At 56.4% G+C, this 24741-nt stretch carries 24 protein-coding genes; 14 read left to right on the top strand and 10 right to left on the bottom strand.

What is annotated here, in order from left to right:
* Positions 1-286 precede the first annotated feature (286 nt).
* Complete coding sequence (locus F3I47_RS17800; protein WP_111207847.1) at positions 287-1273, top strand: aldo/keto reductase; 987 nt, start codon at positions 287-289, stop codon at positions 1271-1273.
* 7 nt (positions 1274-1280) lie between these two features.
* Here F3I47_RS17800 and F3I47_RS17795 read toward each other — a convergent pair whose 3' ends face one another.
* Positions 1281-2465 carry an NAD(P)/FAD-dependent oxidoreductase gene (locus tag F3I47_RS17795; RefSeq protein ID WP_150030120.1) on the bottom strand — a complete coding sequence of 395 codons (1185 nt, stop codon included), beginning with the start codon at positions 2463-2465 and terminating at the stop codon, positions 1281-1283.
* A 243-nt stretch (positions 2466-2708) separates the two neighbouring features.
* Here F3I47_RS17795 and pitA point away from each other — a divergent pair, with 243 nt between their 5' ends.
* Entirely contained in the window at positions 2709-4211 is a 1503-nt protein-coding gene (gene pitA / locus F3I47_RS17790) for an inorganic phosphate transporter PitA (protein WP_146239924.1), read from the top strand.
* A 49-nt stretch (positions 4212-4260) separates the two neighbouring features.
* Here the strand turns inward: pitA and uspB are convergent, their stop codons facing one another.
* Positions 4261-4596: a universal stress protein UspB gene (uspB, locus tag F3I47_RS17785; protein ID WP_009087864.1), complete on the bottom strand. Its 336-nt coding sequence runs from the start codon at positions 4594-4596 to the stop codon at positions 4261-4263.
* A gap of 413 nt (positions 4597-5009) precedes the next feature.
* Here uspB and uspA point away from each other — a divergent pair, with 413 nt between their 5' ends.
* Together uspA and F3I47_RS17775 are read left to right on the top strand one after the other, a co-directional pair.
* Positions 5010-5447 carry a universal stress protein UspA gene (gene uspA, locus F3I47_RS17780; RefSeq protein WP_009087866.1) on the top strand — a complete coding sequence of 146 codons (438 nt, stop codon included), beginning with the start codon at positions 5010-5012 and terminating at the stop codon, positions 5445-5447.
* 305 nt (positions 5448-5752) lie between these two features.
* Entirely contained in the window at positions 5753-5995 is a 243-nt protein-coding gene (locus F3I47_RS17775; protein ID WP_140029787.1) for a hypothetical protein, read from the top strand.
* A gap of 120 nt (positions 5996-6115) precedes the next feature.
* Here F3I47_RS17775 and rsmJ read toward each other — a convergent pair whose 3' ends face one another.
* The 3 genes from rsmJ to F3I47_RS17760 are packed head-to-tail and all read right to left on the bottom strand — an operon-like array spanning position 6116 to position 9113.
* Positions 6116-6868: a 16S rRNA (guanine(1516)-N(2))-methyltransferase RsmJ gene (gene rsmJ / locus F3I47_RS17770; RefSeq protein ID WP_046100774.1), complete on the bottom strand. Its 753-nt coding sequence runs from the start codon at positions 6866-6868 to the stop codon at positions 6116-6118.
* An 8-nt stretch (positions 6869-6876) separates the two neighbouring features.
* Positions 6877-8919: an oligopeptidase A gene (gene prlC / locus F3I47_RS17765; protein ID WP_111207843.1), complete on the bottom strand. Its 2043-nt coding sequence runs from the start codon at positions 8917-8919 to the stop codon at positions 6877-6879.
* A gap of 11 nt (positions 8920-8930) precedes the next feature.
* Positions 8931-9113 carry a hypothetical protein gene (locus F3I47_RS17760; protein ID WP_150030121.1) on the bottom strand — a complete coding sequence of 61 codons (183 nt, stop codon included), beginning with the start codon at positions 9111-9113 and terminating at the stop codon, positions 8931-8933.
* A gap of 112 nt (positions 9114-9225) precedes the next feature.
* Between F3I47_RS17760 and F3I47_RS17755 the strand changes: the two genes are divergently transcribed.
* Positions 9226-10068 carry a 23S rRNA (adenine(2030)-N(6))-methyltransferase RlmJ gene (locus F3I47_RS17755; RefSeq protein WP_009087873.1) on the top strand — a complete coding sequence of 281 codons (843 nt, stop codon included), beginning with the start codon at positions 9226-9228 and terminating at the stop codon, positions 10066-10068.
* 14 nt (positions 10069-10082) lie between these two features.
* The gene (locus tag F3I47_RS17750; protein ID WP_150030122.1) at positions 10083-10901 is read left to right on the top strand and encodes a CPBP family intramembrane glutamic endopeptidase; all 819 of its coding nucleotides are present in this window, start codon (positions 10083-10085) and stop codon (positions 10899-10901) included.
* On the opposite strand, the gene rnz is transcribed toward F3I47_RS17750, so the two are convergent.
* Positions 10898-11809 carry a ribonuclease Z gene (rnz, locus tag F3I47_RS17745; protein WP_058956939.1) on the bottom strand — a complete coding sequence of 304 codons (912 nt, stop codon included), beginning with the start codon at positions 11807-11809 and terminating at the stop codon, positions 10898-10900. The genes F3I47_RS17750 and rnz overlap by 4 nt on opposite strands.
* A gap of 127 nt (positions 11810-11936) precedes the next feature.
* Here rnz and gorA point away from each other — a divergent pair, with 127 nt between their 5' ends.
* Positions 11937-13289: a glutathione-disulfide reductase gene (gene gorA, locus F3I47_RS17740; protein WP_009087879.1), complete on the top strand. Its 1353-nt coding sequence runs from the start codon at positions 11937-11939 to the stop codon at positions 13287-13289.
* Positions 13290-13352: 63 nt separating this feature from the next.
* Here the strand turns inward: gorA and F3I47_RS17735 are convergent, their stop codons facing one another.
* Entirely contained in the window at positions 13353-14483 is a 1131-nt protein-coding gene (locus tag F3I47_RS17735; protein WP_046100819.1) for an ROK family transcriptional regulator, read from the bottom strand.
* Positions 14484-14782: 299 nt separating this feature from the next.
* Here F3I47_RS17735 and F3I47_RS17730 point away from each other — a divergent pair, with 299 nt between their 5' ends.
* The 7 genes from F3I47_RS17730 to F3I47_RS17700 all read left to right on the top strand — a co-directional run bounded on the left by F3I47_RS17730 (position 14783) and on the right by F3I47_RS17700 (position 21835).
* Positions 14783-15556: an inositol monophosphatase family protein gene (locus tag F3I47_RS17730; RefSeq protein ID WP_150030123.1), complete on the top strand. Its 774-nt coding sequence runs from the start codon at positions 14783-14785 to the stop codon at positions 15554-15556.
* Positions 15557-15838: 282 nt separating this feature from the next.
* Positions 15839-16939, top strand: a complete 1101-nt coding sequence (locus F3I47_RS17725) for an ABC transporter ATP-binding protein (protein ID WP_150030124.1) — start codon at positions 15839-15841, stop codon at positions 16937-16939.
* Positions 16936-17802, top strand: coding sequence for an ABC transporter permease (locus tag F3I47_RS17720; RefSeq protein WP_150030125.1), 867 nt, complete (start codon positions 16936-16938; stop codon positions 17800-17802). Before F3I47_RS17725 ends, F3I47_RS17720 begins: the two co-directional genes overlap by 4 nt.
* Positions 17802-18638, top strand: a complete 837-nt coding sequence (locus tag F3I47_RS17715) for an ABC transporter permease (RefSeq protein WP_150030126.1) — start codon at positions 17802-17804, stop codon at positions 18636-18638. Before F3I47_RS17720 ends, F3I47_RS17715 begins: the two co-directional genes overlap by 1 nt.
* 31 nt (positions 18639-18669) lie before the next feature.
* On the top strand, positions 18670-19773 hold the full coding sequence (locus tag F3I47_RS17710; protein ID WP_150030127.1) for an extracellular solute-binding protein: 1104 nt from the start codon (positions 18670-18672) through the stop codon (positions 19771-19773).
* A 37-nt stretch (positions 19774-19810) separates the two neighbouring features.
* Positions 19811-20557 (top strand): glycerophosphodiester phosphodiesterase family protein, encoded by a 747-nt coding sequence (locus F3I47_RS17705; protein WP_150030128.1) that lies wholly within the window; start codon positions 19811-19813, stop codon positions 20555-20557.
* Between the two features lie 198 nt (positions 20558-20755).
* Complete coding sequence (locus tag F3I47_RS17700) at positions 20756-21835, top strand: porin (protein ID WP_150030129.1); 1080 nt, start codon at positions 20756-20758, stop codon at positions 21833-21835.
* A gap of 104 nt (positions 21836-21939) precedes the next feature.
* Here F3I47_RS17700 and F3I47_RS17695 read toward each other — a convergent pair whose 3' ends face one another.
* The 3 genes from F3I47_RS17695 to F3I47_RS17685 form a co-directional block, all read right to left on the bottom strand.
* Entirely contained in the window at positions 21940-22857 is a 918-nt protein-coding gene (locus tag F3I47_RS17695) for an alpha/beta hydrolase (protein WP_150030130.1), read from the bottom strand.
* 167 nt (positions 22858-23024) lie between these two features.
* Entirely contained in the window at positions 23025-23369 is a 345-nt protein-coding gene (locus F3I47_RS17690; protein WP_009087900.1) for a hypothetical protein, read from the bottom strand.
* A gap of 22 nt (positions 23370-23391) precedes the next feature.
* Positions 23392-24738 carry a sodium:proton antiporter gene (locus tag F3I47_RS17685; RefSeq protein WP_009087902.1) on the bottom strand — a complete coding sequence of 449 codons (1347 nt, stop codon included), beginning with the start codon at positions 24736-24738 and terminating at the stop codon, positions 23392-23394.
* Positions 24739-24741: the final 3 nt, after the last annotated feature.

The following is a 24741-nucleotide window of genomic DNA, read 5'->3' as shown; positions in this document are numbered from 1 at the left end:
CACTTGTGAGTCAAAAAAAGAAGTATGTGACTGAATCCACACTCTCGCCCAATTAATTTCAGGGGAAATTTCTTAAAATCAGCTAATTAGCGAAGCGGTAAGGCGTTGTTTCCGGCGATTTTTTCCTGAAAACCTCAACGTTACCAGCGGCCTGGCGACGCAGACGCCTCCTGTTCTGTTGGATTGAGCTGCGGGGACGCGGCTCTCTCTCCCGGCCAGGAAAGACTAAGCTCAAGGGTCATCCGCCTACTCTTACCCTGTCTGAAACGCATCGAGGAAAGTTTGCATGAAACTACGAACACTGGGCCGTACCGGTCAGCGCGTCTCTGAAATTGGCTTTGGCGCCTGGGCTATCGGCGGAACCTGGGGAGAGGTCAGCCTGGAGGATGCCAGAGCCGCACTGCATGCCGCGCTGGATGCGGGCGTCACCTTTATCGATACCGCCGACGTCTATGGCGATGGCCGCTCCGAAAAAATCATTGCCGAAGTGCTGAAACAGCGCGGCGGCGAACGCCCTTTCGTGGCTACCAAACTGGGGCGGCGCCTCTCTCCCCATGTGGCTGAAGGCTACAATGCGAAAAACCTCAACGATTTCATTGACCGCTCGCGGGATAATCTGCAAACCGACACGCTGGATCTGGTCCAGCTGCACTGCCCGCCCACCGAGGTCTATTACAGCCCGGAGGTGTTTGCGGTGATGGATGAAATGGTGGCCGCCGGAAAAATCCGTCACTACGGCGTATCCGTTGAGAAAGTCGAAGAGGGTCTGAAGGCGCTGGAGTTTCCCAACGTCGCGTCCATTCAGCTGATTTACAACATTTTCCGCCAGCGTCCGGCTGAACGGCTTTTGCATGAGGCGAAAAGCCGTGATGTGGCTATCATCGCCCGTGTGCCGCTGGCATCAGGCCTGCTGACCGGCAAAATGCATGCCGACAGCGTATTTGCCGCTGACGATCACCGCACCTTTAACCGTCATGGCGAAGCGTTCGATAAAGGAGAGACCTTTTCCGGCGTGCCTTATGAGGTGGCGCTGGAGGCAGTTGAGGAGATTCGCCGCTTTGTTCCGGGCGACATCACGATGGCCCTGTTCGCGCTGCGCTGGATCCTGATGAACGACGATGTCAGCGTGGTCATTCCCGGTGCGAAAAACCGCGAGCAGGCGGAAGCAAATGCGCGTGCCAGCGGCGTCGACGCGCTCTCTGCGGAAACGATGACGGCGCTGAAGCAGCTCTATCAGGAGAAGATCGCGCCCCACGTGCATCAGCGCTGGTAAACGGGCGTTACAACGCCTGGGCGCAGGCCCAGGCGGAACTCCAGGCCCACTGGAAGTTATATCCCCCCAGCCAGCCGGTCACGTCCGCCACTTCACCAATAAAGTAGAGTCCCGGCACCGCGCGCGCCTCCATGGTTTTTGAGGAGAGCTGCGTGGTATCCACGCCGCCCAGCGTCACTTCGGCGGTGCGATACCCCTCGGTGCCGTTTGGCTGGATGCGCCAGGCGTGCAGGGTCTGCGCCAGTTCCGTTTGCTGTCGGCTGTTGAGCTGCTTCAGCGTGACATCCGGCACCACGTTCAGCGCCTGCAGCACTTCCACCAGCCGTTTCGGCAGGATTTTGGCCAGACTGTTTTTCAGGCTGAGGTTAGGATGGGCGTCGCGCTGCGCCGTCAGAAACGGTGCCAGCGGGGTGGCGGGCGACAGATCGACCGTCACGAACTCACCCGGCTGCCAGTAGCTGGAGATCTGCAACACCGCCGGGCCGGATAGCCCGCGATGGGTGAAGAGCATCGCCTCTTTAAAGCGGGTACCATCCCCGGCATCGATGGTGGTGTCCAGCGCGACGCCAGAGAGCGTCTGCAACTGCTCCAGCAACGGTTTATGCAGGGTAAAGGGCACCAGTGCGGCCCGCGTCGGGAAGACGCTCAGCCCGAACTGCTCCGCAATTTTGTAGCCAAACGGCGAGGCACCCAGACCCGGCATCGACAGGCCGCCGCTGGCGATCACCAGCTTTTCAGCCTGCACCGTGCTGCCGTTGAGTTGCAGCGTATAACCGCGCTCATCGCGCGTGACGCTGAGCACTTCACTGCGCAGCCGCAGAGTGACATTGCCCCTGTCACACTCGGCCATCAGCAGATCGACAATCTGCTGCGCAGAGTCGTCGCAGAAGAGCTGGCCCAGGGTTTTCTCGTGCCAGGCGATGCCGTGGCGATTAACCAGATCGATGAAATCCCACTGGGTATATCTGGCCAGCGCCGACTTGCAGAAGTGGGGATTGTGCGACAGATAAGCCGCCGGTTCTGTGTAGAGATTGGTAAAGTTGCAGCGCCCGCCGCCAGACATCAGAATTTTGCGGCCCGGCTTCTTGCCATTATCCAGCAGTAATACGCGGCGTCCCCGCTGTCCGGCCTGGGCGGCACAGAACAGGCCTGCGGCCCCGGCACCAATGATGATAACGTCAAACTGTTCCACTGCAGCTCACTCATATAACAGGAAAGGCGCAGATTGTAGTGATCTGCTCACTGAGACGCCAGCGTCAAAAAATTGCCGTAAATGTGTCATAATGTATCTGCTTAATATCTAACCCTTTTTCGCTGACTTACGCGTCAGGCTTACAACGAAAGGTCAAATTAGGGCTATATTTTCCTTTCCCATACAGCACGTTGTCGCGGATAATGCGCCGCGTTCATGTCCTCCAAAAATGGCGTAACGTTTATGCTACATCTGTTTGCTGGTCTAGACCTCAGTACGAGTCTGTTATTGGTTCTTGCCCTGCTGTTTGTATTGTTTTACGAAGCGATCAACGGTTTCCACGATACGGCCAACGCGGTTGCGACGGTCATCTATACCCGTGCCATGCGTGCCCAGCTTGCTGTGGTCATGGCAGGCGTATTCAACTTCCTTGGCGTGCTGCTCGGTGGATTGAGTGTCGCTTACGCTATTGTTCATATGCTTCCCACCGACCTGCTGTTAAATGTGGGATCGGCACACGGTCTCGCCATGGTGTTTTCTATGCTGCTGGCGGCGATTATCTGGAACCTCGGCACCTGGTATCTCGGTCTGCCGGCCTCCAGCTCCCATACGCTGATCGGCGCCATTATCGGTATCGGTCTGACCAACGCCCTGATGAGCGGTACCTCGGTCGTTGATGCCCTCAACATCCCGAAAGTGCTGAATATCTTCCTTTCTCTGATCCTGTCGCCGATCATCGGCCTGGTGATTGCGGGTGGCTTAATCTTTATTCTGCGCCGCTACTGGAGCAGCACCAAAAAGCGTGCGCGTATTCATATGACGCCTGCTGACCGTGAGAAGATCGACGGCAAGAAGAAGCCGCCGTTCTGGACCCGTATTGCCCTGATTGTATCGGCAATCGGTGTCAGCTACTCGCACGGGGCAAACGACGGCCAGAAAGGCATTGGTCTGATCATGCTGGTCCTGATTGGCGTGGCTCCGGCGGGATTCGTGGTCAACATGAATGCCTCCGGTTACGACATTACGCGCACCCGCGATGCGGTCAATCACCTGGAGCAATATTATCAGCAGCATAGCGCCTCGCTGACGCATATCATCCAGATGGCACCGCCAAAGCTGCCGACCCCGGAAGAAGTGCCGGCCACCAGCCCGCAGGAGTTCCACTGTGACAGCGCCCGCGCGCTGCAGGCGGTTCAGCGTGCTCAGGGACTGCTGAATAACCTGCAGAGCTACGATCAGCTGACGGTTGAACAGCGCGGTCAGATGCGTCGTCTGCTGCTCTGCATCTCCGACACCGCCGACAAGGCGGCGAAACTGCCGGAGACCACGCCCGATGACAAACGCTTCCTCGGTAAGCTGAAAAGCGACCTGCTCGGCACCATCGAGTATGCGCCGGTCTGGATCATTATGGCTGTGGCGCTGGCGCTGGGCACCGGCACCATGATTGGCTGGCGTCGTGTCGCCACCACCATTGGTGAAAAAATCGGTAAAAAAGGCATGACCTATGCGCAGGGCATGTCAGCTCAGGTGACGGCCGCGCTGTCGATTGGCGTCGCCAGCTACACCGGTATGCCGGTTTCGACCACGCACATCCTCTCCTCATCCGTTGCCGGTACCATGCTGGTTGACGGTGGCGGATTGCAGAGCCGGACCATCAAGAACATCGCGATGGCGTGGGTCTTCACCCTGCCGGTCTGTATTGTGCTGTCAGGTTCGCTCTACTGGATTGCGCTAAAACTGGTGTAATGCAACTGGTGTAATACCAGCTAAAAAGGGCGACTCCGGTCGCCCTTTTTTAATGCCAGATCGCCAGCGCCACCAGGCTGATAATGACCAGTCCGCACAGCGCGCTGGTCAGAATAAACTGCCCCCGCACCCGCTCGCAGCGCCGGATAAACTCATCGTCATGATGGTCGAGATAGCGCTTAGCCCAGATATAGGTCACCAGCCTCACCTGCTTGCTCGGCTGACCGTGAGAGGTAAAAAAGCCCGCGCCGTCGACATACTGATAGAGCAGTGGATCGCACCCCCGTAATACCGCCAGCAGTGCGCGCAGAGATGAAAAATAGCGCGCCATATTCACGATGCATACCACACAAAGCGCCCAGAAAAGCGCAACCGTGCTGATCATATTCTCCCCCTCCCGACTGGCGGCGCAGTCGCTGACCCAGCGATAAATCCCTGAGCAAACCTGCCGTCATCACCAGCCACTGAATCACCGGACTGCGAAAGTTTTCGACCCCCTGAGCGGCTGCGAATCGGACCGCCTTTTTTCAGTGTAGGAGAAATCTTTACGTTTTTTCCAACGATGATTTTCGTTCAGCGCGAGTAAATCCGGCACAGCCTTGATCTTATTCACAAGCCAGACGGCAACCACAGCATTTACGGTGAGAGAAGACTATACTCAGGGCATAACTACATCACCTGCAACGCAGGCAGACACTTTGGTGGCGCTCATCGCCCGCTCGCGCAAGGGATTTCGCTCAGCTGTGACGCGGCAGGAACACCGGATGCCATCCTTAATCTCGCGAAAGGAGTTTTATCATGGCTTATAAACATATCCTGATTGCAGTAGACCTTTCCCCCGAAAGTCAGTTACTGGTGGATAAGGCCGTTTCGCTGGCTCGCCCGTACGATGCCCGCATTTCCCTGATTCACGTCGACGTGAACTACTCCGACCTTTACACTGGTCTGATCGACGTTAACCTGGGGGATATGCAGAAGCGTATCTCGGAAGAGACGCACACTGCCCTGAAAGGGTTATCAGAGGCGGCCGGTTATCCGATCAGTGAAACCCTGAGCGGCAGCGGCGACCTGGGTCAGGTTCTGGTCGATGCCATTAAGAAGTATGACGTCGACCTGGTGGTCTGCGGTCATCATCAGGATTTCTGGAGCAAGCTGATGTCTTCGGCCCGTCAGCTGATTAACACGGTGCATATCGATATGCTGATTGTGCCGCTGCGCGATGCCGACGACGAATAAATCCTTTTCTGAAAGCCGGCGTCAGCCGGCTTTTCTCTGCCGTCTCTTTCAGGTTCGGCCCGGCCCCCGCATTTATCCGCTTCATTTCGCTTATCTGAACATCATATTAAAACCGGCGTTACATTAATGAATTATTGATTCGCTAATGCGAATCGTTTTATTACAGGCAGCGCGCTGTTTATCACAATTTTACTATGGGCAACCTTTTTCCCATTCGCTATCTTTCGCCTGCTCTCCGATCTGTTTACATCAGAGAGAGCAGGAAAAAGATAAGCCGATCTATTTAATCAATAAGGACATTAACAATGAGAGAAATTAACGAGAAAGAAATTGCGGCGGTAAGCGGTGCTGGCCTGCCTGAATTTCTGGGTGACGTGAACAGCGCACTGACGGACGTTTCGGGCTTACTGGATAGCACCCTGACGTCGCTGAAGGAAAGCACCACATTCGGAGAGCGACTGAGTCTGACCTTCAGAGCCCTCGGCCTGAACGTGGCCAAAAGCTTTCTGAGCGCCTTTTCCGGCTTCCTGACGACAATATCGGCCTGATTTATTTACCCTGTTTGTACGATTGCGCAAACAGGAGAGGCTGAAGCATGCCTGAAACGTTATCAGGCATGCTCTTTAAGCAAAAACAGAAAACGAAAAAGCCACTCGCGCTGACATGCGTTATTCGCTGAGCGGAGGATAAATATCAAAGCGATGACTTTTAGTCACTACGGCGGCCTGCGTCACCACACCCGCCAGCGGCGGCGCATAGTCTGGCCGTTTTACCACAATGCGTTTTCTGGCCAGCCGGCGGGCAGGCTCCAGTAACGCATCCGCATCCTCATCCGGCCCCACCAGCGACTGAAAGACCCGCATCTCTTTTTTCACCAGCGCACTTTTCTGGCGATGGGGATACATCGGATCGAGATAAACGACGTCAGGTGGTGGCGTGATATCACCCAGTGCCTGGGCACTGGCCGCATGAATCAGCGTCAGCCGCTCGCGCAGCCAGGGACCGATTTCCGCATCCTGATAGCCACGCTGCAGACCATCTTCCAGCAGTGCTGCCACCACCGGATGGCGCTCCAGCATCCGTACCCGGCAGCCCAGCGCCGCCAGCACAAACGCATCGCGTCCCAGACCGGCGGTCGCATCGACCACATCCGGCAGATAACTGCCTTTGATGCCGACCGCTTTGGCAACGGCTTCACCGCGTCCTCCGCCGAAACGACGGCGATGGGCCATGGCGCCGGTGACGAAATCAACAAAAATACCGCCCAGCTTTGGCTCATCCCGCTTACGCAGTTCAAGGTGGGTCGCAGTCTGCACCAGCGCCAGCAGCGCGGTGTCATCCTGCTCCAGCTGCCAGCGCTGCGCTAAACGTGACAAGGCGCCGTCTCCGGCGCCTGATTCATCGAGCAAACAGATTTTCACGAACCGACTTATCCCTGAATGCCGTAATGTTCCAGCATCGCATCGAGCTGCGGCTCACGGCCACGGAAGCGTTTAAACAGCTCCATCGGCTCTTCCGAACCGCCGCGCGTCAGGATGTTATCCAGGAACGACTGGCCGGTTTCGCGGTTGAAGATCCCCTCCTCTTCAAAACGGGAATAGGCATCCGCCGCCAGCACGTCCGCCCACAGATAGCTGTAGTAACCTGCCGCATAGCCGCCCGCAAAGATGTGGCTGAAGGCGTGCGGAAAACGGCCCCATTCCGGCCCCGGCACCACCGCCACACGGCTTTTCACTTCACGCAGGGTTTCCAGAATCTGCGCGCCTTTTTCCGGGTTGAATTCGGTGTGCAGACGGAAATCGAACAGGCCGAACTCCAGCTGACGCAGGATAAACAGCGCGGCCTGATAGTTCTTCGCCGCCAGCATTTTATCCAGCAGGGCTTTTGGCAGCGGTTCGCCAGTCTCATAGTGTCCGGAGATAAACGCCAGCGCATCCGGCTCCCAGCACCAGTTTTCCATAAACTGGCTTGGCAGTTCGACCGCATCCCATGGCACACCGCTGATACCGGAAACGCCAGGCGCTTCGATGCGGGTCAGCATGTGGTGCAGACCGTGACCGAACTCATGGAACAGGGTAATCACTTCGTCATGGGTGAAGAGCGCAGGTTTCCCCTTCACCGGACGGTTAAAGTTACAGGTCAGATAGGCGACCGGCTTCTGCAGGGTGCCATCGGCTTTACGCATCTGACCCACGCAGTCATCCATCCAGGCGCCGCCACGTTTGTGTTCGCGGGCATAGAGGTCGAGATAGAAGCTGCCGCGCAGTTCGCCGGTTTCATCGAACAGATCGTAGAACTTCACGTCAGGATGATAGACCTCAACGTCGTTACGCTGCTTCGCACTGATGCCGTAGATGCGTTTAACCACTTCAAACAGGCCAGCGACCGCACGCGCTTCCGGGAAGTATGGGCGCAGCTGCTCATCGCTGATGGTATAGAGATGCTGCTTCTGCTTTTCCCCGTAATAGGTGAGATCCCACGGATTCAGCTCTTCAACGCCATGCTCTTTTTTCGCGAAGGCGCGCAGCTGCTCCAGCTCTTTTTCTCCCTGCGGACGGGCGCGTTCGGCCAGGTCATTCAGGAAGTCGATCACCTGAGACGGGCTCTGGGCCATCTTGGTCGCCAGCGATTTGTCGGCGTAAGAGTCAAAGCCCAGCAGCTGTGCCAGCTCGTGACGCAGCGCCAGCTCTTCCGCCATGATCGGGCCGTTATCCCATTTACCGGCGTTTGGCCCCTGATCGGAGGCGCGTGTCGCATAGGCGCGATACATCTCTTCACGCAGCGCCGCGTTGTCGCAGTAAGTCATCACTGGCAGATAGCTTGGGATATCCAGCGTCAGCAGCCAGCCCTCCTGCTCTTTGGCTTCGGCCTGCGCTTTCGCCGCCGCCAGCGCACTTTCTGGCATACCGGCCAGCTCACTTTCGTCGGTGATCAGTTTGCTCCAGCCCATGGTGGCATCCAGCACGTTGTTGCTGTACGCCGAGCCCAGCTCGGAGAGACGCGCGGCGATTTCGCCATAGCGCTGCTGCTTCTCTTTCGGCAGACCGATACCGGAAAGCTCAAAATCGCGCAGGGCGTTATCTACCGCTTTCTTCTGCGCCAGATCCAGGGTCGCGTACTGATCGCCCTCTTTCAGATCGCGATACGCCTGATACAGTCCCTCATGCTGACCCACCCAGGTGCTGTACTCCGACAGCAGCGGCAGCGTCTGCTCATAGGCTTCGCGCAGCTCCGGGCTGTTCTTCACGGCATTGAGATGGCTGACCGGCGAGAAAATACGGCTCAGGCGGTCATCCGTTTCAGCCAGCGGCTGAACCAGGTTATCCCAGGTGTAAGGCGCACCGTGCGCCACAACTTTTTCAACTTCTGCGCGACACTGACTGAGCACTTCAGTCACGGCAGGCACCACATGTTCAGGCTGGATGGCAGAAAAAGGGGGAAGCGTAAAAGATGTCAGTAGCGGATTGGTCATAGCGCAGTCCTTTATGGATGTATGGGGCGCAGCGGGTCGCGCAACGCAATCTCAATAACATGCGGCTTAGTGTAGCGAAAATCAATGGCAGGCAGGATGAGGTGAGGAAGAAACCGCCGGATGGCGCGCCCCGATTTGTTGTCACGCTTCTGGCACATCGCCCGCTCATCCCTGATATAATCGCGGATTCTCATGCTTTTCCTGCGTCGGGTGCTGTGCGTCGTTCTGTGGGTAATACGTGAGGTAATAATTGGTACAAATTGATTTCCCATCGATTAAAACCTTATACATTCAACAGGATAAACAATGCTGAGTTATCGCCATAGCTTCCATGCTGGCAACCACGCCGACGTACTGAAGCACACCGTGCTGAGTCTGATCATTACGGCGCTGAAAGAGAAAGAGAAACCGTTCTTCTACCTGGATACCCACGCAGGCGCGGGCCGCTATCAGCTCAGCGGTGAACACGCCGAGCGTACCGGCGAATATCTTGAAGGCATCTCCCGCATCTGGCAGCAGCCCGATGCGCCTGAACTGCTGCAACCCTACTTTGATGCGATTGCTGCGCTGAACCGCAGTGGCACGCTGCGCTACTATCCCGGCTCGCCGCTGATTGCCCGTCACCTGCTGCGTGAAGATGACAAACTGCAGCTTACGGAACTGCACTCCAGCGACTACCCGCTGCTGCGTAACGAGTTCAGCAAAGATAAGCGCGCGCGCGTCGATCGTGCCGACGGCTATCAGCAGCTGAAAGCGAAGCTGCCCCCGCTGTCGCGTCGTGGTCTGGTGCTGATCGACCCGCCGTACGAGATGAAAAGCGATTATCAGGCGGTGGTGAAAGGCATTCAGGAAGGCCATAAGCGTTTCAGCACCGGCGTTTTTGCGCTGTGGTATCCGGTGGTGTTACGTCAGCAGATCAAACACATGCTGCGCGATCTGGAAGCCACCGGTATCCGCAATATCCTGCAGATTGAACTGGCGACCCGTCCTGACAGCGATCAGCGCGGCATGACCGCTTCCGGCATGATCGTGATTAACCCGCCGTGGAAGCTGGCGCAACAGATGGAAACCCTGCTGCCGTGGCTGCATCAGAAGCTGGTGCCCGCCGGAACCGGCCACGCGGTCGTGAACCAGATCGTGCCTGAATAAGTGCGTCCGGCCTGATGTGGCTCCTGCTGGCCGGTGCGCTGGCCGCGTTGCAACCCGCCCGACGGCTGGCTCTCCTGCTGTTAGCGTTCGCCGTCGGAGTGGGGTTCTATCAGCATGTTCTGACGTGGCCGGTGCTGCCGCTGCTGGCCGGCACCGGGGTGCTGGCCGCGCTGCGTCTCTGGCATCCGGCCCCTTCCCGGCGGCACCGCCTCAGCGAAGCCCTGCTGGTTGTGATTGCCGTGGGGTTATTTCTCCATCTGTTCCCCGGCTTTGATAATCCCCGCCAGGTGGATGAGGTGCGTGCTGGCGCGCAGAGCGTGCCTTTCAGTTTTTCCTTTAACTTCGATAAAGCCCTGGTTCCCTTTGTCCTGCTGGCCGCGCTGCCCACCCTCTTCCGCGCCCCTGCCCACCCGCCGCGCTTTCGCTGGCTCAGTGCGCTGGCGTTAATCGCCGCAGTTCCGCTGCTGCTCGGTAGCGCCGTGCTTCCGGGCGGCCTGGCGATTGAGCCCCACTTTCCGCCGTGGCTGGGGGCGTTTGTGCTGGCGAATCTCTTCTTTGTTTCGCTGGCCGAAGAGGCGCTGTTCCGGGGTTATCTGCAACAGCGGCTGAGAGAGGCGCTGGGGGGGATGCCCGCGCTGCTGCTAAGCGCACTGCTGTTCGGACTGGCGCACGCCCCCGGCGGCGTGCTGCTGGTGATTTTTGCCACCCTGGCGGGAGGATTGTACGGCCTGGCGTGGCAATGGAGCGGCCGCTTATGGCTGGCGACCCTCCTGCACTTTGCCCTGAATCTTACCCATCTGCTGCTGTTCACCTATCCCGCGCTGCAACATTAAACGGTGAAGACCGCCAGGTCGCTCGCCAGCTCGGTGCGGGGGAAAATCGTCTGGCACTCGGCCAGCAGGCGGCTCATATCCTTTGCCAGATAGCGGGAGCTGAAGTGAGTGGCGATCAGCCGTTTGGCTCCGGCGCGCTTTGCCACGTCGGCCGCCTGCAGGGTAGTGGAGTGTCCGCGTCCGTTGGCTTTCTCCTCCATCGCCGCCTCCAGCGTGGTTTCATGCACCATCAGGTCAACATCCGCCGCCAGCTGCAACGCGACATCGGTCGGCGCCGTATCGCCAAAGATGGCCAGCTTTTTGCCCGGCGTCGACGGGCCGAGATAATCCGCGCCATTGACCACCCGCCCATCTTCCAGCGTCACGCATTCCCCCTGTTTCAGCTGCTGAAACCATGGCCCGCGCGGAACCCCTTCCGCTTTCAGCCGCGCGGCATCCAGCAGGCCGGGTTTGTCGTGCTGCTCAATGCGATAACCAAAACACGCAACCGGATGGTTCAGCGGCCAGGCACTGATCCGGAACTCGCCATCATCCAGCGTCCAGCCCGCCTCAATCTCAACAATGTTCAGCGGATAGTCGGTGTAGGAGCCGCTGATCGCCAGCGCCGTTTCAACAAAGGTCTTTAAGCCTTTCGGGCCATAGACCGTCATCGGGGTGGTTAACCCGGCCATTGAGCGGCTGGTGAGCAGCCCCGGCAGACCAAAAATATGGTCGCCATGTAGATGGGTGATAAAAATCTTATCCAGCTTGCCCGGTTTCAGGCTGGAGCGCATAAACTGTAACTGCGTGCCCTCGCCGCAGTCGAACAGCCAGGTTTCCCCGCTCAGTGCGCGGGTGAAGGCGATGGCGGTGACGTTGCGTTGCAGGCTGGGCGCACCGCCGCCGGTGCCGAGAAAAGTAAGGTGCATGGTATGCTTCCCTGAAAGCGATGAAAAAACAGAACCCTATTACAATCATAGGCGCAATCTTTGCGTCATTTCGACCGACAGCGTTACACTCAACCCCAAATTTTTATGCAACCGGATGGATACTTCAATGACCCGACATTTCGACTATCTCGCCATTGGCGGCGGCAGCGGCGGCATCGCCTCAATTAACCGTGCGGCCATGTATGGCCAGAAATGTGCCCTGATTGAAGCCAAAGAGCTGGGCGGCACCTGCGTGAACGTAGGTTGTGTGCCGAAGAAAATCATGTGGCACGCCGCGCAAATCGCCGAAGCTATCCATCTGTACGGGCCGGATTATGGCTTCGACACCACCGTGAATCGTTTCGACTGGGCCACGCTGGTCAAAAACCGCAGCGCCTATATCGACCGTATCCACAACTCCTATGACAACGTGCTGGGTAAAAATAAAGTCGAAGTGATCAAAGGCTTTGCCCGGTTTGTCGATGCGCACAGCGTGGAAGTCAACGGCGAGATTATCACAGCCAGCCATATTCTGATCGCCACGGGCGGCCGCCCGGTTCATCCTTCGATTCCGGGTGCGGAGTACGGTATTGATTCTGACGGCTTCTTCGAGCTGGACGCCCTGCCAAAGCGCACCGCGGTGATCGGTGCGGGCTACATCGCGGTGGAGCTGGCCGGTGTGGTGAACGCGCTGGGATCGGAAACCCATCTGTTCGTGCGTAAACACGCGCCGCTGCGCAGCTTTGATCCCCTGCTCAGCGAGACGCTGGTAGAAGTGATGAACAGCGAAGGGCCGATGCTGCATACCGAAGCCGTTCCGAAAGCCGTGATTAAAAACGAAGATGGCAGCCTGACGCTGCAGCTGGAAAACGGCAGCGACTACACCGTGGACTGCCTGGTCTGGGCGATTGGCCGTGAGCCTGAAACAGATAATCTCAATATTCAGGCCGCGGGCGTGGCGCTGGATGAGAAAGGCTACATCCGTGTCGATAAGTTCCAGAACACCAATGTGTCAGGCGTTTACGCCGTGGGCGATAACACCGGTGCGGTTGAACTGACCCCGGTAGCGGTGGCAGCGGGCCGTCGCCTCTCTGAGCGCCTGTTTAACAACAAGCCGGACGAGCATCTCGACTACAGCAATGTCCCGACCGTGGTGTTCAGCCATCCGCCGATTGGCACCGTCGGTCTGACAGAGCCGCAGGCGCGTGAACAGTATGGCGACGATCAGGTGAAGGTCTACAAATCGTCGTTTACGGCGATGTACACCGCCGTGACGCAGCATCGTCAGCCGTGCCGCATGAAGCTGGTCTGTGTGGGTGCCGATGAGAAAATTGTCGGGATTCACGGTATCGGATTCGGCATGGATGAGATGCTGCAGGGCTTCGCCGTGGCGCTGAAAATGGGTGCGACGAAGAAAGACTTCGACAACACCGTGGCGATCCACCCGACCGCAGCGGAAGAGTTTGTGACCATGCGCTAGCCACCTCCCCCCTGCGCATGACTGACCGTTACCCGCTGACACGTTGCTCTGCGGGTAGCGGTTTCAATTAAAATAGGTTTCCCGCAACGGCGTCAATGCCGCACCCAGTGCCGAGCTGTCCCCCTCAATGGCGCTGAGCAGAATATCCGGATATTCCGCAGAAATGCCCCAGCGTTCACCCGAGCTCGTGCGCGGCATGGCTAAAAACATCTCCCCCAGCTGACGGGGAATTTCACCCCCTAATATGATGGCGCCGGGATCGATCACCGCATTCATGGCATCCATTGCCCGATGCAGATTTGGCGTTACGTCTTCTACCCACTGTTGCGCAATCGGCCAGGCCGGATCGAATTTATCATTGAGATCGCGTATATCTTTGATTTCAATACCGCCATCACGTAAGCGATCGATCAGGATCCCCAGGGCCGGGCGTAGCTTGCCCTCTTCCGGCGTAAAAATACGGCTGATCTCCCCCGCATTCCCGAATGCCCCCTGGAACGGTTTGCCGTTAATCACGATGCCACCGCCAAAACCATAATTAAAAGAGAGATAGCCAAACGTATCATATTTCAGCCCGGCGCCTAAAAAGGCTTCAGCGTGCGCCGCCGTTGTGGCGTTATTTTCAATCCATACCGGTCGATCAAATAACATGGTAATTTCACGATGCAGATCGATGCCCATCCACGCTTTTAAAGGTTCAGGCGGATTAAAATACTTTCGTGATTCATAAAGAAAGCCCGCCATGCTGTATCCCACCCCACAGACTTTTTCTGGCGAAATACCATATTGTTTTAAGGTATCCAGATAGTGATGTCTGATATTAAGTAAGGTCCGGGCAGGATCGCGCGGGTGCGTATCCAGTACGCAGTATTCTGTAATGCCGCCCCGGAAATTAATCAGGCTGGCGGCCACGCTGTCTGAGTTAATCGAGATGCCGTAACCATAACGCGCATTCGCATTGAGGGATAACGACGGGCTGGGCTTGCCTCTTCCCTGGGATGGCGATTCCCCCAGGCTGAGAAAGCCGTTTTCGGTCAGCGTATCAACAATGCGGTGAACAGATGACTGATTCAGAATGGTTTGCGAAACCAGCGAGGAGCGGGAAATGCCATCGTTGCGGCGGACAAGCTCAAGAATGAGTTTTTCACTGCGATTAAGTTCGACTTCATGACCAGCGGAATATCCATAAACCACAGCGTTCTCCTCACCCTGTTTAATCATGCCTTCTGTTAACAACCTAGCATGCTTTTATGCATAGCGAATAGTTAAAGACCCTGCCCTGGCATTTTCGTTAAATGTGCCGATATTCAGCCTCTCCTGCCCTGCCTTACACGATCATAAAAGCGTCATAATAGTGAAACATTACGAGGGGAGACTCTAATATCATGCAATGAGCATGATATTAAAAACGTGCCTTATGTACGGACTGGCACTTTCACCGTGCACAGGGCTCTGCCTTCATTCACACACTTTTTTTGTGCATCAGGTGAACAATGGAAACGCGCTTAAAGGTTGCTGAACGCATCGCGCAGGAGGCCTCGCTTTTGGCTCTTGACTATTTCAGACGGCTAAGTGAGTCAGAGATCGGCGAAAAAAGGCCGCAGGATCTCTTCAGTGAAGCCAAGCGGGAAGTGGAAAATCTGATTCGGCAGCGCCTGGAACATCACTTCCCACAGGATGCCATTATCGGGGAAGAGCATGGTGGTGAGCCCAGCGCCAGCTACTGGTCTGTTGATCCGATTGATGGTACGAGTCACTTCCTGCGCGGCTCATCCCTGTGGGGGATTTCTGTTGGCTATGTGATCGGTGGCGAGCCGGTGATGGGCGTGATCGTCCATCCGGTGTTAAACCTCATGCTGAGCGGCGGCAAAGAGACAGGGGTTTATCTGAATGGCGAACCCTTTCAACGTCCTGTGGTCGCTGAAGCGCTGAAAACCGTGGCGATTGGCGACAGTCCATCATGGGATTTCACCCATCAGCTCTGTATTGAAAAGGCGTATCGGGACGACGGCTGGAATGTGGTGCGCTATCGCTGTACCACCGCAGGTTTAAGCTTTAGCGTGCTGGGTTACGTCGACGGTTATCAGGAATGTTTTAGCAGCATGTGGGACGTTTCTGCGGGTTATGCGCTCTGTAAGGCAGCGGGACTGGATGCACATCTTGCCGGTTCAGAGGAAAAGAGCAGAACACATGTTAGTGTCGGGACAGCCGAAATGAATCGCCTTTCCGCCCGGTTTATCCCTTACCCACGTTTTACGCCCGCCTGACCACGCATTGCCGTCGGCTTACCTCATCACGGCATTTCAGGACAGCCTTTCCCCGCTGTCCTGCCCGCTATGCATGTTCACCCGGCACTCTGTCCCGAATATTAATTACAATGCATGAAAATGGTTAGCGTGTTAAACGTATGACTCTCAAGTAAACGCCCACTCCACTGTTATATATAGGTTTTAAAAAGTTAATAAATTCTTAACCTGCCTGAAATTGCTTAACTCTGATACGCCAAATTATTATGCGCCTCGCATTAATTAAAAAGTCCCTGGCACTCTATGACGGAGCCGCTCAACGTGAACACGCTAGAAATTCACAATGCCATGCTGACGTTCGACGATTTTGTCGCGCTGAACGGCATTTCACTGCAGGCCAGAAAAGGGCAATTTGTTTCTCTGCTTGGCCCCTCTGGCTGTGGCAAAACCACGCTGCTTAAAGTTATTGCCGGCTTCTACACGCTTGATAGTGGCAACGTCCTGATCCACCAGCAGGACATGCATCATGTCAAACCTGAACATCGCGATACGGCGATGTGCTTCCAGTCCTATGCGCTGTTTCCTCACATCTCCGTTGCTGAAAATATCGGGTTCGGCCTCAGGCAACGGAAGATGGAAAAAACAGACATTCACGTTCGCGTCGCGCAGACCGCCGCGCAGGTTTCGCTGAATGCCCATTTGTCTAAACTGCCAGCGCAGTTATCCGGCGGCCAGCAGCAGCGTGTCGCACTGGCCAGAGCGCTGGCCGTGCGTCCGGAAATCGTGTTGTTTGATGAGCCGCTGTCAAATCTGGATGCCAGATTACGCGACAAGGTACGACTGGAGATCAGACAGCTTCAGCGCGTCCACGGGTTCACCGCCATTTATGTTACCCACGACCGTGCAGAAGCCTTGTCGATGTCTGACATTGTGGTGGTCATGAATGCCGGAAAGATTGAGCAAACCGGAACGCCGGATGAGATCTACTATTCCCCGGTAAACCGCTTTGTCGCCGGTTTCGTCGGTCAGGCTAACGTCATGAAAGCCCGCGTACTGGAGAGCGACAGCAGCACCGGTATTTATCGCATTGCGTGCGTACTGGGCGAAATGGAAATCCATAGCCCTGTACCGCCCGTATCGGACGAGGTCTATACCTTCTGGCGCCCTGAGGATGCCGTACTCAGCGAACAGCGTGCCGAAAAAAATACGCGGGCCTTTGAGATCGGTGCGGTGAGTTTTCTGGGCAACCTTTCTGAACTCCAGGTTCATCCGCTGGGCCATAAAGAAACGGAATATCAGTGGTGCATCCAGCTGGTCGGTAAAAGCGCCATCCGCGAAGGGGACACCGTTAATTTCTCTCTTCCGCCAGACAAGATCCGCTTCTTACGGGAAAGCTATTCATGAAAACGCGCACCCGGAACAGGCTCTGCTGGTTGCTGGTTCTGCCTGCGGTCGCGCCGGTCATCATCACGCTGATGCTGATTGTGATCATGGCACTGGCGCAATCCGTTGGCCTGTTTAATTTTGGCGCCCCGGCGCGCTTTACGCTTCATTACTGGCAAACCATTCTGAATGACAGCCAGCTGTGGCGCGCGACAGGCTACTCGCTCAGAATCGGCGTGATCAGTGCGGTGCTGTCCGTTGCCCTAGCGCTTCCGCTGGCACTCTGGCTGAGAAAGCCTTTCCCCGGCTCAATGCTGATGAGCGGCTTACTCAAAGCCCCGCTGATGGTACACGGGCTGGTGGCTGCGCTGCTGTTTATCAACCTGATTTCCTGGCAGGGCTTTATCAACCTGGGCCTGGTCCGGCTGGGGATCCTCTCTCACCCCATCAGAATGCAGAATGACCGCTGGGGCATTGGCGTGATTATTTTGCAGGTCTGGAAACAGCTTCCCTATGCGCTGCTGATCATGACCGGCAGCCTGCGCGCGATTGGCGATGAAATTTTCAATGCTGCGCGGGATTTAGGTGCCGGCAAGCGTGCCCGGTTGTTACAGATCATCCTGCCCTTATCTGTCAGGTCCGTTCAGGTATCGCTGGTGCTGATCTTCATCGGCGCCCTGGGTGACTTTTCCTTCCAGGTCGTTGCGGGGCCAACCAGCGTATTCTCTCTTTCGCAATACATGCTGCGCTTACCTGAAATCAGCGCACAGGGCTGGAATCTTGCGGCCGTTGTCGCGGTGATTTTAATGCTGGCGGCTTTTGTCGGTGCAGTCGTGCTTGCCGCCCTGGCGAAGTGGCTGCAACAAGCCGGAGAACAGAGATAATGAGAGCTAGAGAGACCTTATCCCCGCTGCGTATCGTCATGATGACCCTTATCGCCGCCCTGTTTATGCTGTGGCTGGTTATTCCCTTTATGCTGACCGTGCTGTGGTCCCTGGTCGATAAAACCCATCCGTGGGCATGGCCAGATGCCCTGCCGCCGGTTCTCTCACTGGGACGCTGGGTGGAGGTCTGGACTACGACCGCGTTACCGCAGGCGCTCAGGAACAGCTATTTACTGGCGGCAGCCGTCTCCGTCTGCACGCTGATGTTGTCTCTGCCTGCCGCGTGGGCGTTTGGCAGAATGTCGTTTACGGGCAAACACCTTTTACAGAATGCGATCTTATTGCCGCTTATCGTTCCGGGATTTGTCGTCGCGCTGTTTTTTTCCATGTTGCTCAACGTGGTGGGCATTCACAGCCGGTTTGGCGGCATTTTACTGGGGCATATGATTATCCTGATGCCTTATGCCGTGCGCATTCTGACCCTGTCGTTTTCGCAGATACGCCAGGACACGCTCGATGCGGCACGAGATATGGGCGCTTCGGCGCTGAACCGGTTTTTAGTGGCCTGCCTGCCCACCCTCAGACCAGGAATATTTGCCGCATTAATTATTGTCTTTACGTTATCCATAGAGGAGTTCGCCATAAGTTTTATTGTGGGCTCACCCGATTTTATTACCGTCCCTGCCATTCTCTATTCTTATCTGGGTTATAACTTTATCCGACCCAATGCGGCGGTCATTTCTTTAATGCTGGTTGTACCGAATGTCATTTTAATGTTGATTGCAGAAAAATTACTGACAAAAAATCCTGTCGCCTCCTTTGCGGGAAAAGGCTGACACTCTTTAATACGCGTTATTGGGGAAAAATATGTTCAGACTCGCTGCTGCAATATTATTGCTGGCCGGGGCTTTCTGTAGCCCGGCTCAGGATTTAAACACAATGAACTTGGAACAGATTGTCGGACAGGCGAAAAAGGAGGGGAAACTGACCTGGTATCAATGGTATTACCAGGATCGGTTAAAAGAGCAGGTCAGCCTGTTTGAAAAACAGTACGGCATTAACGTTACCCTGTCTGAAGGCACACTTCAGGGCAATATTAATAAGCTCATGGCTGACCGCGGACGGGAAACGGGCGATATCGATCTGTTTTCGATTGGCGGGGGCGCATTCGGAACCGTCTCGCCTGAGCAGACGTTTTTTGGCCCGATTAACAGACTGCTGCCGGAAGGCAAAACCCTGAACTACACCATTGAGGGAACGGACAGTAAAGGCTATGGCGTGGCATTCTGGGGCAACCAGACCGGTCTGGCCTACGATTCGCGCCGCCTGAAAGAAAGTGAGTTGCCGCGAACTTTGCCGCAGCTCACGGCCTTCCTGCAGGCTCATCCTCAGGAATTTGGCTTTAACGTTGAAAACGGCGGTTCCGGCCCGGCCTTTATTGAATCGGTGACGCGCACGCAGGTGCCGGGTTTTGATTTCACCAAAGGCGACGCGGATGTAAAAAGCCTGACGGCTCTGCAGCCCGCCTGGAACTGGTTCAGACAGCAGCGTCCCAACTACATCATTACGGCCTCCAACGCCGACAGCGTCACCCGACTGGTCAGCGGTGAGTTCCTGCTGGTTCCCGCCTGGGAAGATTACCTGGTGGGATTAGAAAATCACGGTGAAGTCCCGAAAACCATCCGGCTCTATGTCCCCGATTTCGGCATGCCCGGCGGCGGAAATATGGTGGCGATACCGCAAAATGCCCCCCATAAAGCGGCAGCGTTGCTGTTTATCCACTGGCTGACGCTGCCCACCACCCAGCGGCTGTTCCAGCAGGTCTATGGCATTACGCCGCAGAACAGAGAAGTGAATCGTGATGCCGGGCTGATCGACAGCAAAGAGCGCGTTCATGGCACCCAGTTCATGCCTAAACCGCTGGGTGATGAAGTCAGAACCGAATTCTCTAATCAGGTTTTGCTCAGGTAAACCTGCGATAAAACCCTAACAGAAGGTAAAGCCAGGAATGTCGACAAAAAAAACCCCTGCACGCGTAGTGAATGCCCGCCTGATTGCCCATCGGGGAGCACCGCTGCTGGCACCGGAAAACACGCTGCCTTCGTTTCAGGCGGCTGTTGAACATGGAGCGACGTGGATAGAGGTGGATGTCAAACTCACCAAAGACAGACACCCGGTCATTATTCATGACGATTCCGTGGACCGGACAACAAATGGCAAAGGCTATGTGGCGAACTTAACCCTGGATGAGATCCGATCGCTGGAGGCGGGCGTGTGTTATGGCCACCTTTTCAGAGGCGTAAAAGTGCCGACGCTGGCTGAAACAGTGGCGTTTGTTCTGGATAAAGGCGTCGGGCTGCAACTGGAGATCAAACCCACCTCCGGACAGGAAGTGGAAACGGCGGAGATTGCTATCGCTCAGCTGAAGTCACTGTGGCCTGCAGATGAGAAGAAGCTCTTTATCAGCAGCTTCTCGGAGATTTCGCTGCAGGTTGCCGCACAGCTTATGCCTGACGTCCCGCGCGGCCTGGCAGTTTGCGTCCCGCCCAAAGACCCCGAGGCGCTCCTCGCCAGAACGGGTTGCCAGATCCTGCATTTCCTGGGTGACTTCGCGACGGACGAAGACCTGACGCGACTGGCTCGTTCAGGTATTGAATTTGCGATTGCCACGATCAATGACCCGGTTCTTGCCAGAAAATATATTGATGCGGGTGCGCAAACGGTATTAAGCGATATACCCGACTTAGCATTCTGAATAAAAAATTGTTGAGGATGTTCTCAGCCAGAAACCAGTAACACCAGGGAAATTCATTATAAAAATGGCCATAACCTTTATGGCCGCTATAACGCCTTTATTATTTAGCCATTCTGGAAGACGAAAGTCATAGTGAAATAAATGCCGCTCTGCGCGGTTACCTCCTCATGCTTAAGTTAACGGATAAGGGTAGATGATATGCACAATAAAATAAAAGCCGCCGCGCCGTATGCAATCTGTTTTCTGGCCTCATTTTCTGCATACTCCGCTGAGATTTATAATAAAGATGGAAATAAGCTCGACCTGTACGGTAAAGTCGATGCGCGCCATGTTTTCTCAGATAATATTGCAGAAGATGGCGACAACTCTTACGCACGCCTGGGTTTTAAAGGTGAGACGCAAATTAACGATCAGCTTAGCGGTTATGGTCAATGGGAATATAACTTCCCGCTGAATCACAGTGAAGGCGGTAGCGACGCGCAAACGGGTAATGCCACACGTTTAGGGTTTGCCGGTCTGAAACTGGCCGACTTCGGCTCGTTCGATTATGGCCGTAGCTTTGGGGTGCTGTACGTTGCCTCTGCCTATACGGACATGGCACCGGTCTACGGTTCCGGCACTATGACTACCAACGATAACTTCCTGTCAAAACGCTCAACCGGCCTCGCGACCTGGCACTCTCCGGCGTGGGGTGGGTTAAAGCTGACCCTGCAGTATCAGGGAAAAAATGACCGCGCCACCGCTAAAGTGGCTAACGGGGATGGCTACGGTGCTGGCGTGACTTACAGCATTACCGATGGGCTGAGCATTGCGGCGGCAGGGATGAAAGCAAAACGGACGCTGATTCAGCAAGCTGACGGCCAGGGAGACGATGCCACCGCCTGGGTCACCTCTGCAAAATATGATGCCAGCCAGCTCTATCTGGCCGCCATGTATGGCGAAGCCAGTGACGTTACGCCTTATGGACAGCTGGCACAGGTCGCCGACAAAACCCATAACGTTGAGGCGATTGCGCAGTACCAGTTCCTGAACGGTTTGCGCCCTTCTGTCGGTTTTGTTATGCAGCGTGGCGAAAACCTGCAGGGCGCAGGGAATTTTGCCGGAGGCAGCCAGACGATGCAGAAATATATTGCGGTGGGCACCTATTACTATTTCAACAAGAACATGCTGACCTACGTGGACTACCGCATTAACCTGCTGAAGGACAACGACTTTACGCGGGCCACCGGCATTACGACGAAAAACAGTATCGGTCTGGGCCTGACCTATCAGTTCTGACCCGGCTGCTCCTGTTTTGTGCAGCATGGCTTCATATCTGACAACGCGCACTTAGCGAGGCTGGCTCATGCCAGCTTTTTTTACGTCAGCCGCAGGGGGAATCATTACAGGACCGGGGACGCAGCCTGATGAGGAGTTTCCAGCCACTTAACATAGGCCTGATCCCACAACGCCGCGGGCGTTCCCGCTTTGCCCAGACCAAACCCATGCCCGCCTTTGCTGATCTGAATCAGCTCAACCGGCACGCGATTACGCCGACAGGTGTCGCGCATCAGCTCGGTGTTAAACGGGTTGGAGGTGTGATCGTCTTCCGCCTGCGCCAGGAAGGTGGGCGGATAGCGCCGGGTCACAAAGTTCTGCACTGACCAGTTTGCCTCATCCTGTGGGGTGGCATTTTTGCCGACCATCATCAGATGCGTGCTGGTGTGCTGATAGGGCGCTTCCAGGGTAATGACCGGATAGATCAGGCCCACGCTGTCGACGGCGGGCACCACTTCATCCAGCGGGTCGATGGCCGGATAGGATTCAAAGTCCGGGCGCGCCGCCGCCAGCCCCAGCAGATGGCCACCGGCCGAGAAGCCCAGCACATGCACCCTGCGCTCAAACGATCGCACCAGCCGGATAGCACGCTGCGCATCCTGCAGCGGAGCCAGCCGCCCCGCCTGCCACTTCTCATGCGGCAGCCGGTAGCTGAGCACGTAGGCGGTGTAGCCATTGGCGTTCAGCCAGCGCGCCACCGGCCAGGCTTCGCGCCCCATGCCGATCCAGCGATAGCCGCCGCCTGCGGCGATCAGCACCGCTTCGCCGTTGGGATTTTCCGGTTTGAAACGCTGGATCGCCGGGCTGACGATATTGGACCACGAACCGCTGCTGTTAATGTGCAGCTGGCCCGACGGGCCACCGCCGCCGGGCGGGTCGTCCGGCCAGAGGGGAATAATGTCATCGCGGGCAAATAATTTGCCGGTGGTCATGGAGAGCCCAAGCGCTCCCGTGCCGAGAATAAAGCGTCGACGCGTAATCATAGTGCCTGTTAAGTGATGCCAGTAAGAGAGCAGACCGTTGCGGTGTGCTGCAAAAGAATCAACAGATGCAAGTCTGGTGCCAGACGCTGGCGATTATGTACGCAATGCCGGGTGAAAAGCCATAAAAAAACGCGCCCCGCAGGCGCGTTTTATACCGTGCGGCCCGGTTAATCTTCCTGCTGGAACTGCGCCATCACAGCCTGCTCACACTGCTGTTCGTTGACGCGCAGTTTGGCGCGTTCATCGTCACCCAGCTGCAGCCAGGCACTGGCAACTTCCCGCGCCGATTCTTCATCAAATTCGGGCTGATTCATCGCCGATGAGGATTTACTGCGCGCCACGTCAGATTTCATCTGCTCCACATACTGATCCGCGCTGGCGACCTTTTTTTCACTGCTGACGATGTGACACAGCTGACTGGCGTAGACATTCTGTTCGGTGTCAGCGTCGTCCGCCGCCAGCGCGCTGCCGGAGGCGAGCAGGCTCAGCAGGATAATCTGGGTTACTTTCATTCTTCACTCCTGTTTGTTCGGATTAAACTTTGCGCTGAAGGGCTTCGATGCGCTTCTGACGCCAGTTCAGCAGCGGCGACACGGTGGTGCCGTGGACAACCACGCTACAGACCACCAGCGTTAACGCCATATTCGTCATGATTTCCATCTGCGGGCCTTCCATGCCGTGCGTCCAGGCATAGGCAATATAGTTCAGGCTGCCGATTCCGCGGATGCCCAGCCAGCCAATCAGCAGACGCTGACCCAGCGGCAGCCCGGCGCGCAGCGTGACCAGCCAGACGGCCAGCGGGCGCACCACCACAAACAGCACCAGGCCCAGCAGCACGCCGTAGATATTCCAGTGCTGTGCCAGCGTCACGCCCAGCACCACCATCATGCCAGCCGCCAGCAGACGTTCAATAGTATCGCCAAAAGAGAGGGCGTCGCCTACTACAAACCCAATCGACTTCACCATATTGTTATTGCCCTGGTGCGCCAGCCGCTTATTGGGATTGACCAGCGCCTCAGAGGGGAGAACACGTTCATCATCAGAGAGATCCTCCGGCTGATGACGACGAAACACCCCCAGCTCGGCGCGGCGTAGCCCCAGTCCGGCGGCAAAGGCGGCCAGGAAGCCGGAGGCGCCCAGCCACTCCACCAGCGAATAACTCAGCGCGATCAGCGCCAGCGCGAGGAAATCATTGGGGGCCACATCGCCGTTGGCATTGCGCAGCCGGGTCGTCAGCACGCCGATCATCTGCCCCATGACAAAGCCGATAAGCAGGCCGGCGCCAATCGCCCAGATCACCTCGACCGCGCCCCAGTGAGCCAGCATCCCCCCGCTCAGGCTCTCGCCATTGAACAGCAGCAGCGCCAGCACCAGCAGCGGCAGCGCGGAGCCGTCGTTCATGCCCGCTTCGCTGGAGATTGCCACCCGCAGCGAGTCATCATCCTGCGCATCGTTTACCGAGATGAGGCTGGCCAGCACCGGGTCCGTCGGTGCGACAATGGCACCAAACGCCAGCGCAACCGGCCAGTCTAATCCCACCAGGAAATGGGCCAGCAGGGTCATTGCCGCCACGGTCAGCAGCATGGCGGGAAAGGCGAGTTTCAGCCCGGTGTGCCAGCAGTTATTCTGTAACGGCAGACGCAGCTTAAGTCCAGTGATAAACAGCGAGGCGGCCATGGTGATTTCGGTAATGTGGGCCACGGCTTCGGAATGGGTGACGATATCGATGTGGACCACATCAAACGCCCACGGGCCGCACAGTATGCCCGCGATAAGAAACAGACCAAATGAGGTGACTGGCCCCCGGTGAATCCAACCGGAAGCCAGCGACATCAGCAGCAGAAGGCCGCCCGTCGCTGCTGTCCAGGCTAAAAAGTTCATAAT

The organism is Pantoea sp. M_10 (assembly GCF_008631515.1).
Taxonomy (GTDB): Bacteria; Pseudomonadota; Gammaproteobacteria; order Enterobacterales; family Enterobacteriaceae; genus Pantoea; species Pantoea anthophila.
The sequence above is the reverse complement of the archived record's forward strand: the minus strand, read 5'-3'. Positions and strand labels throughout refer to the sequence as shown.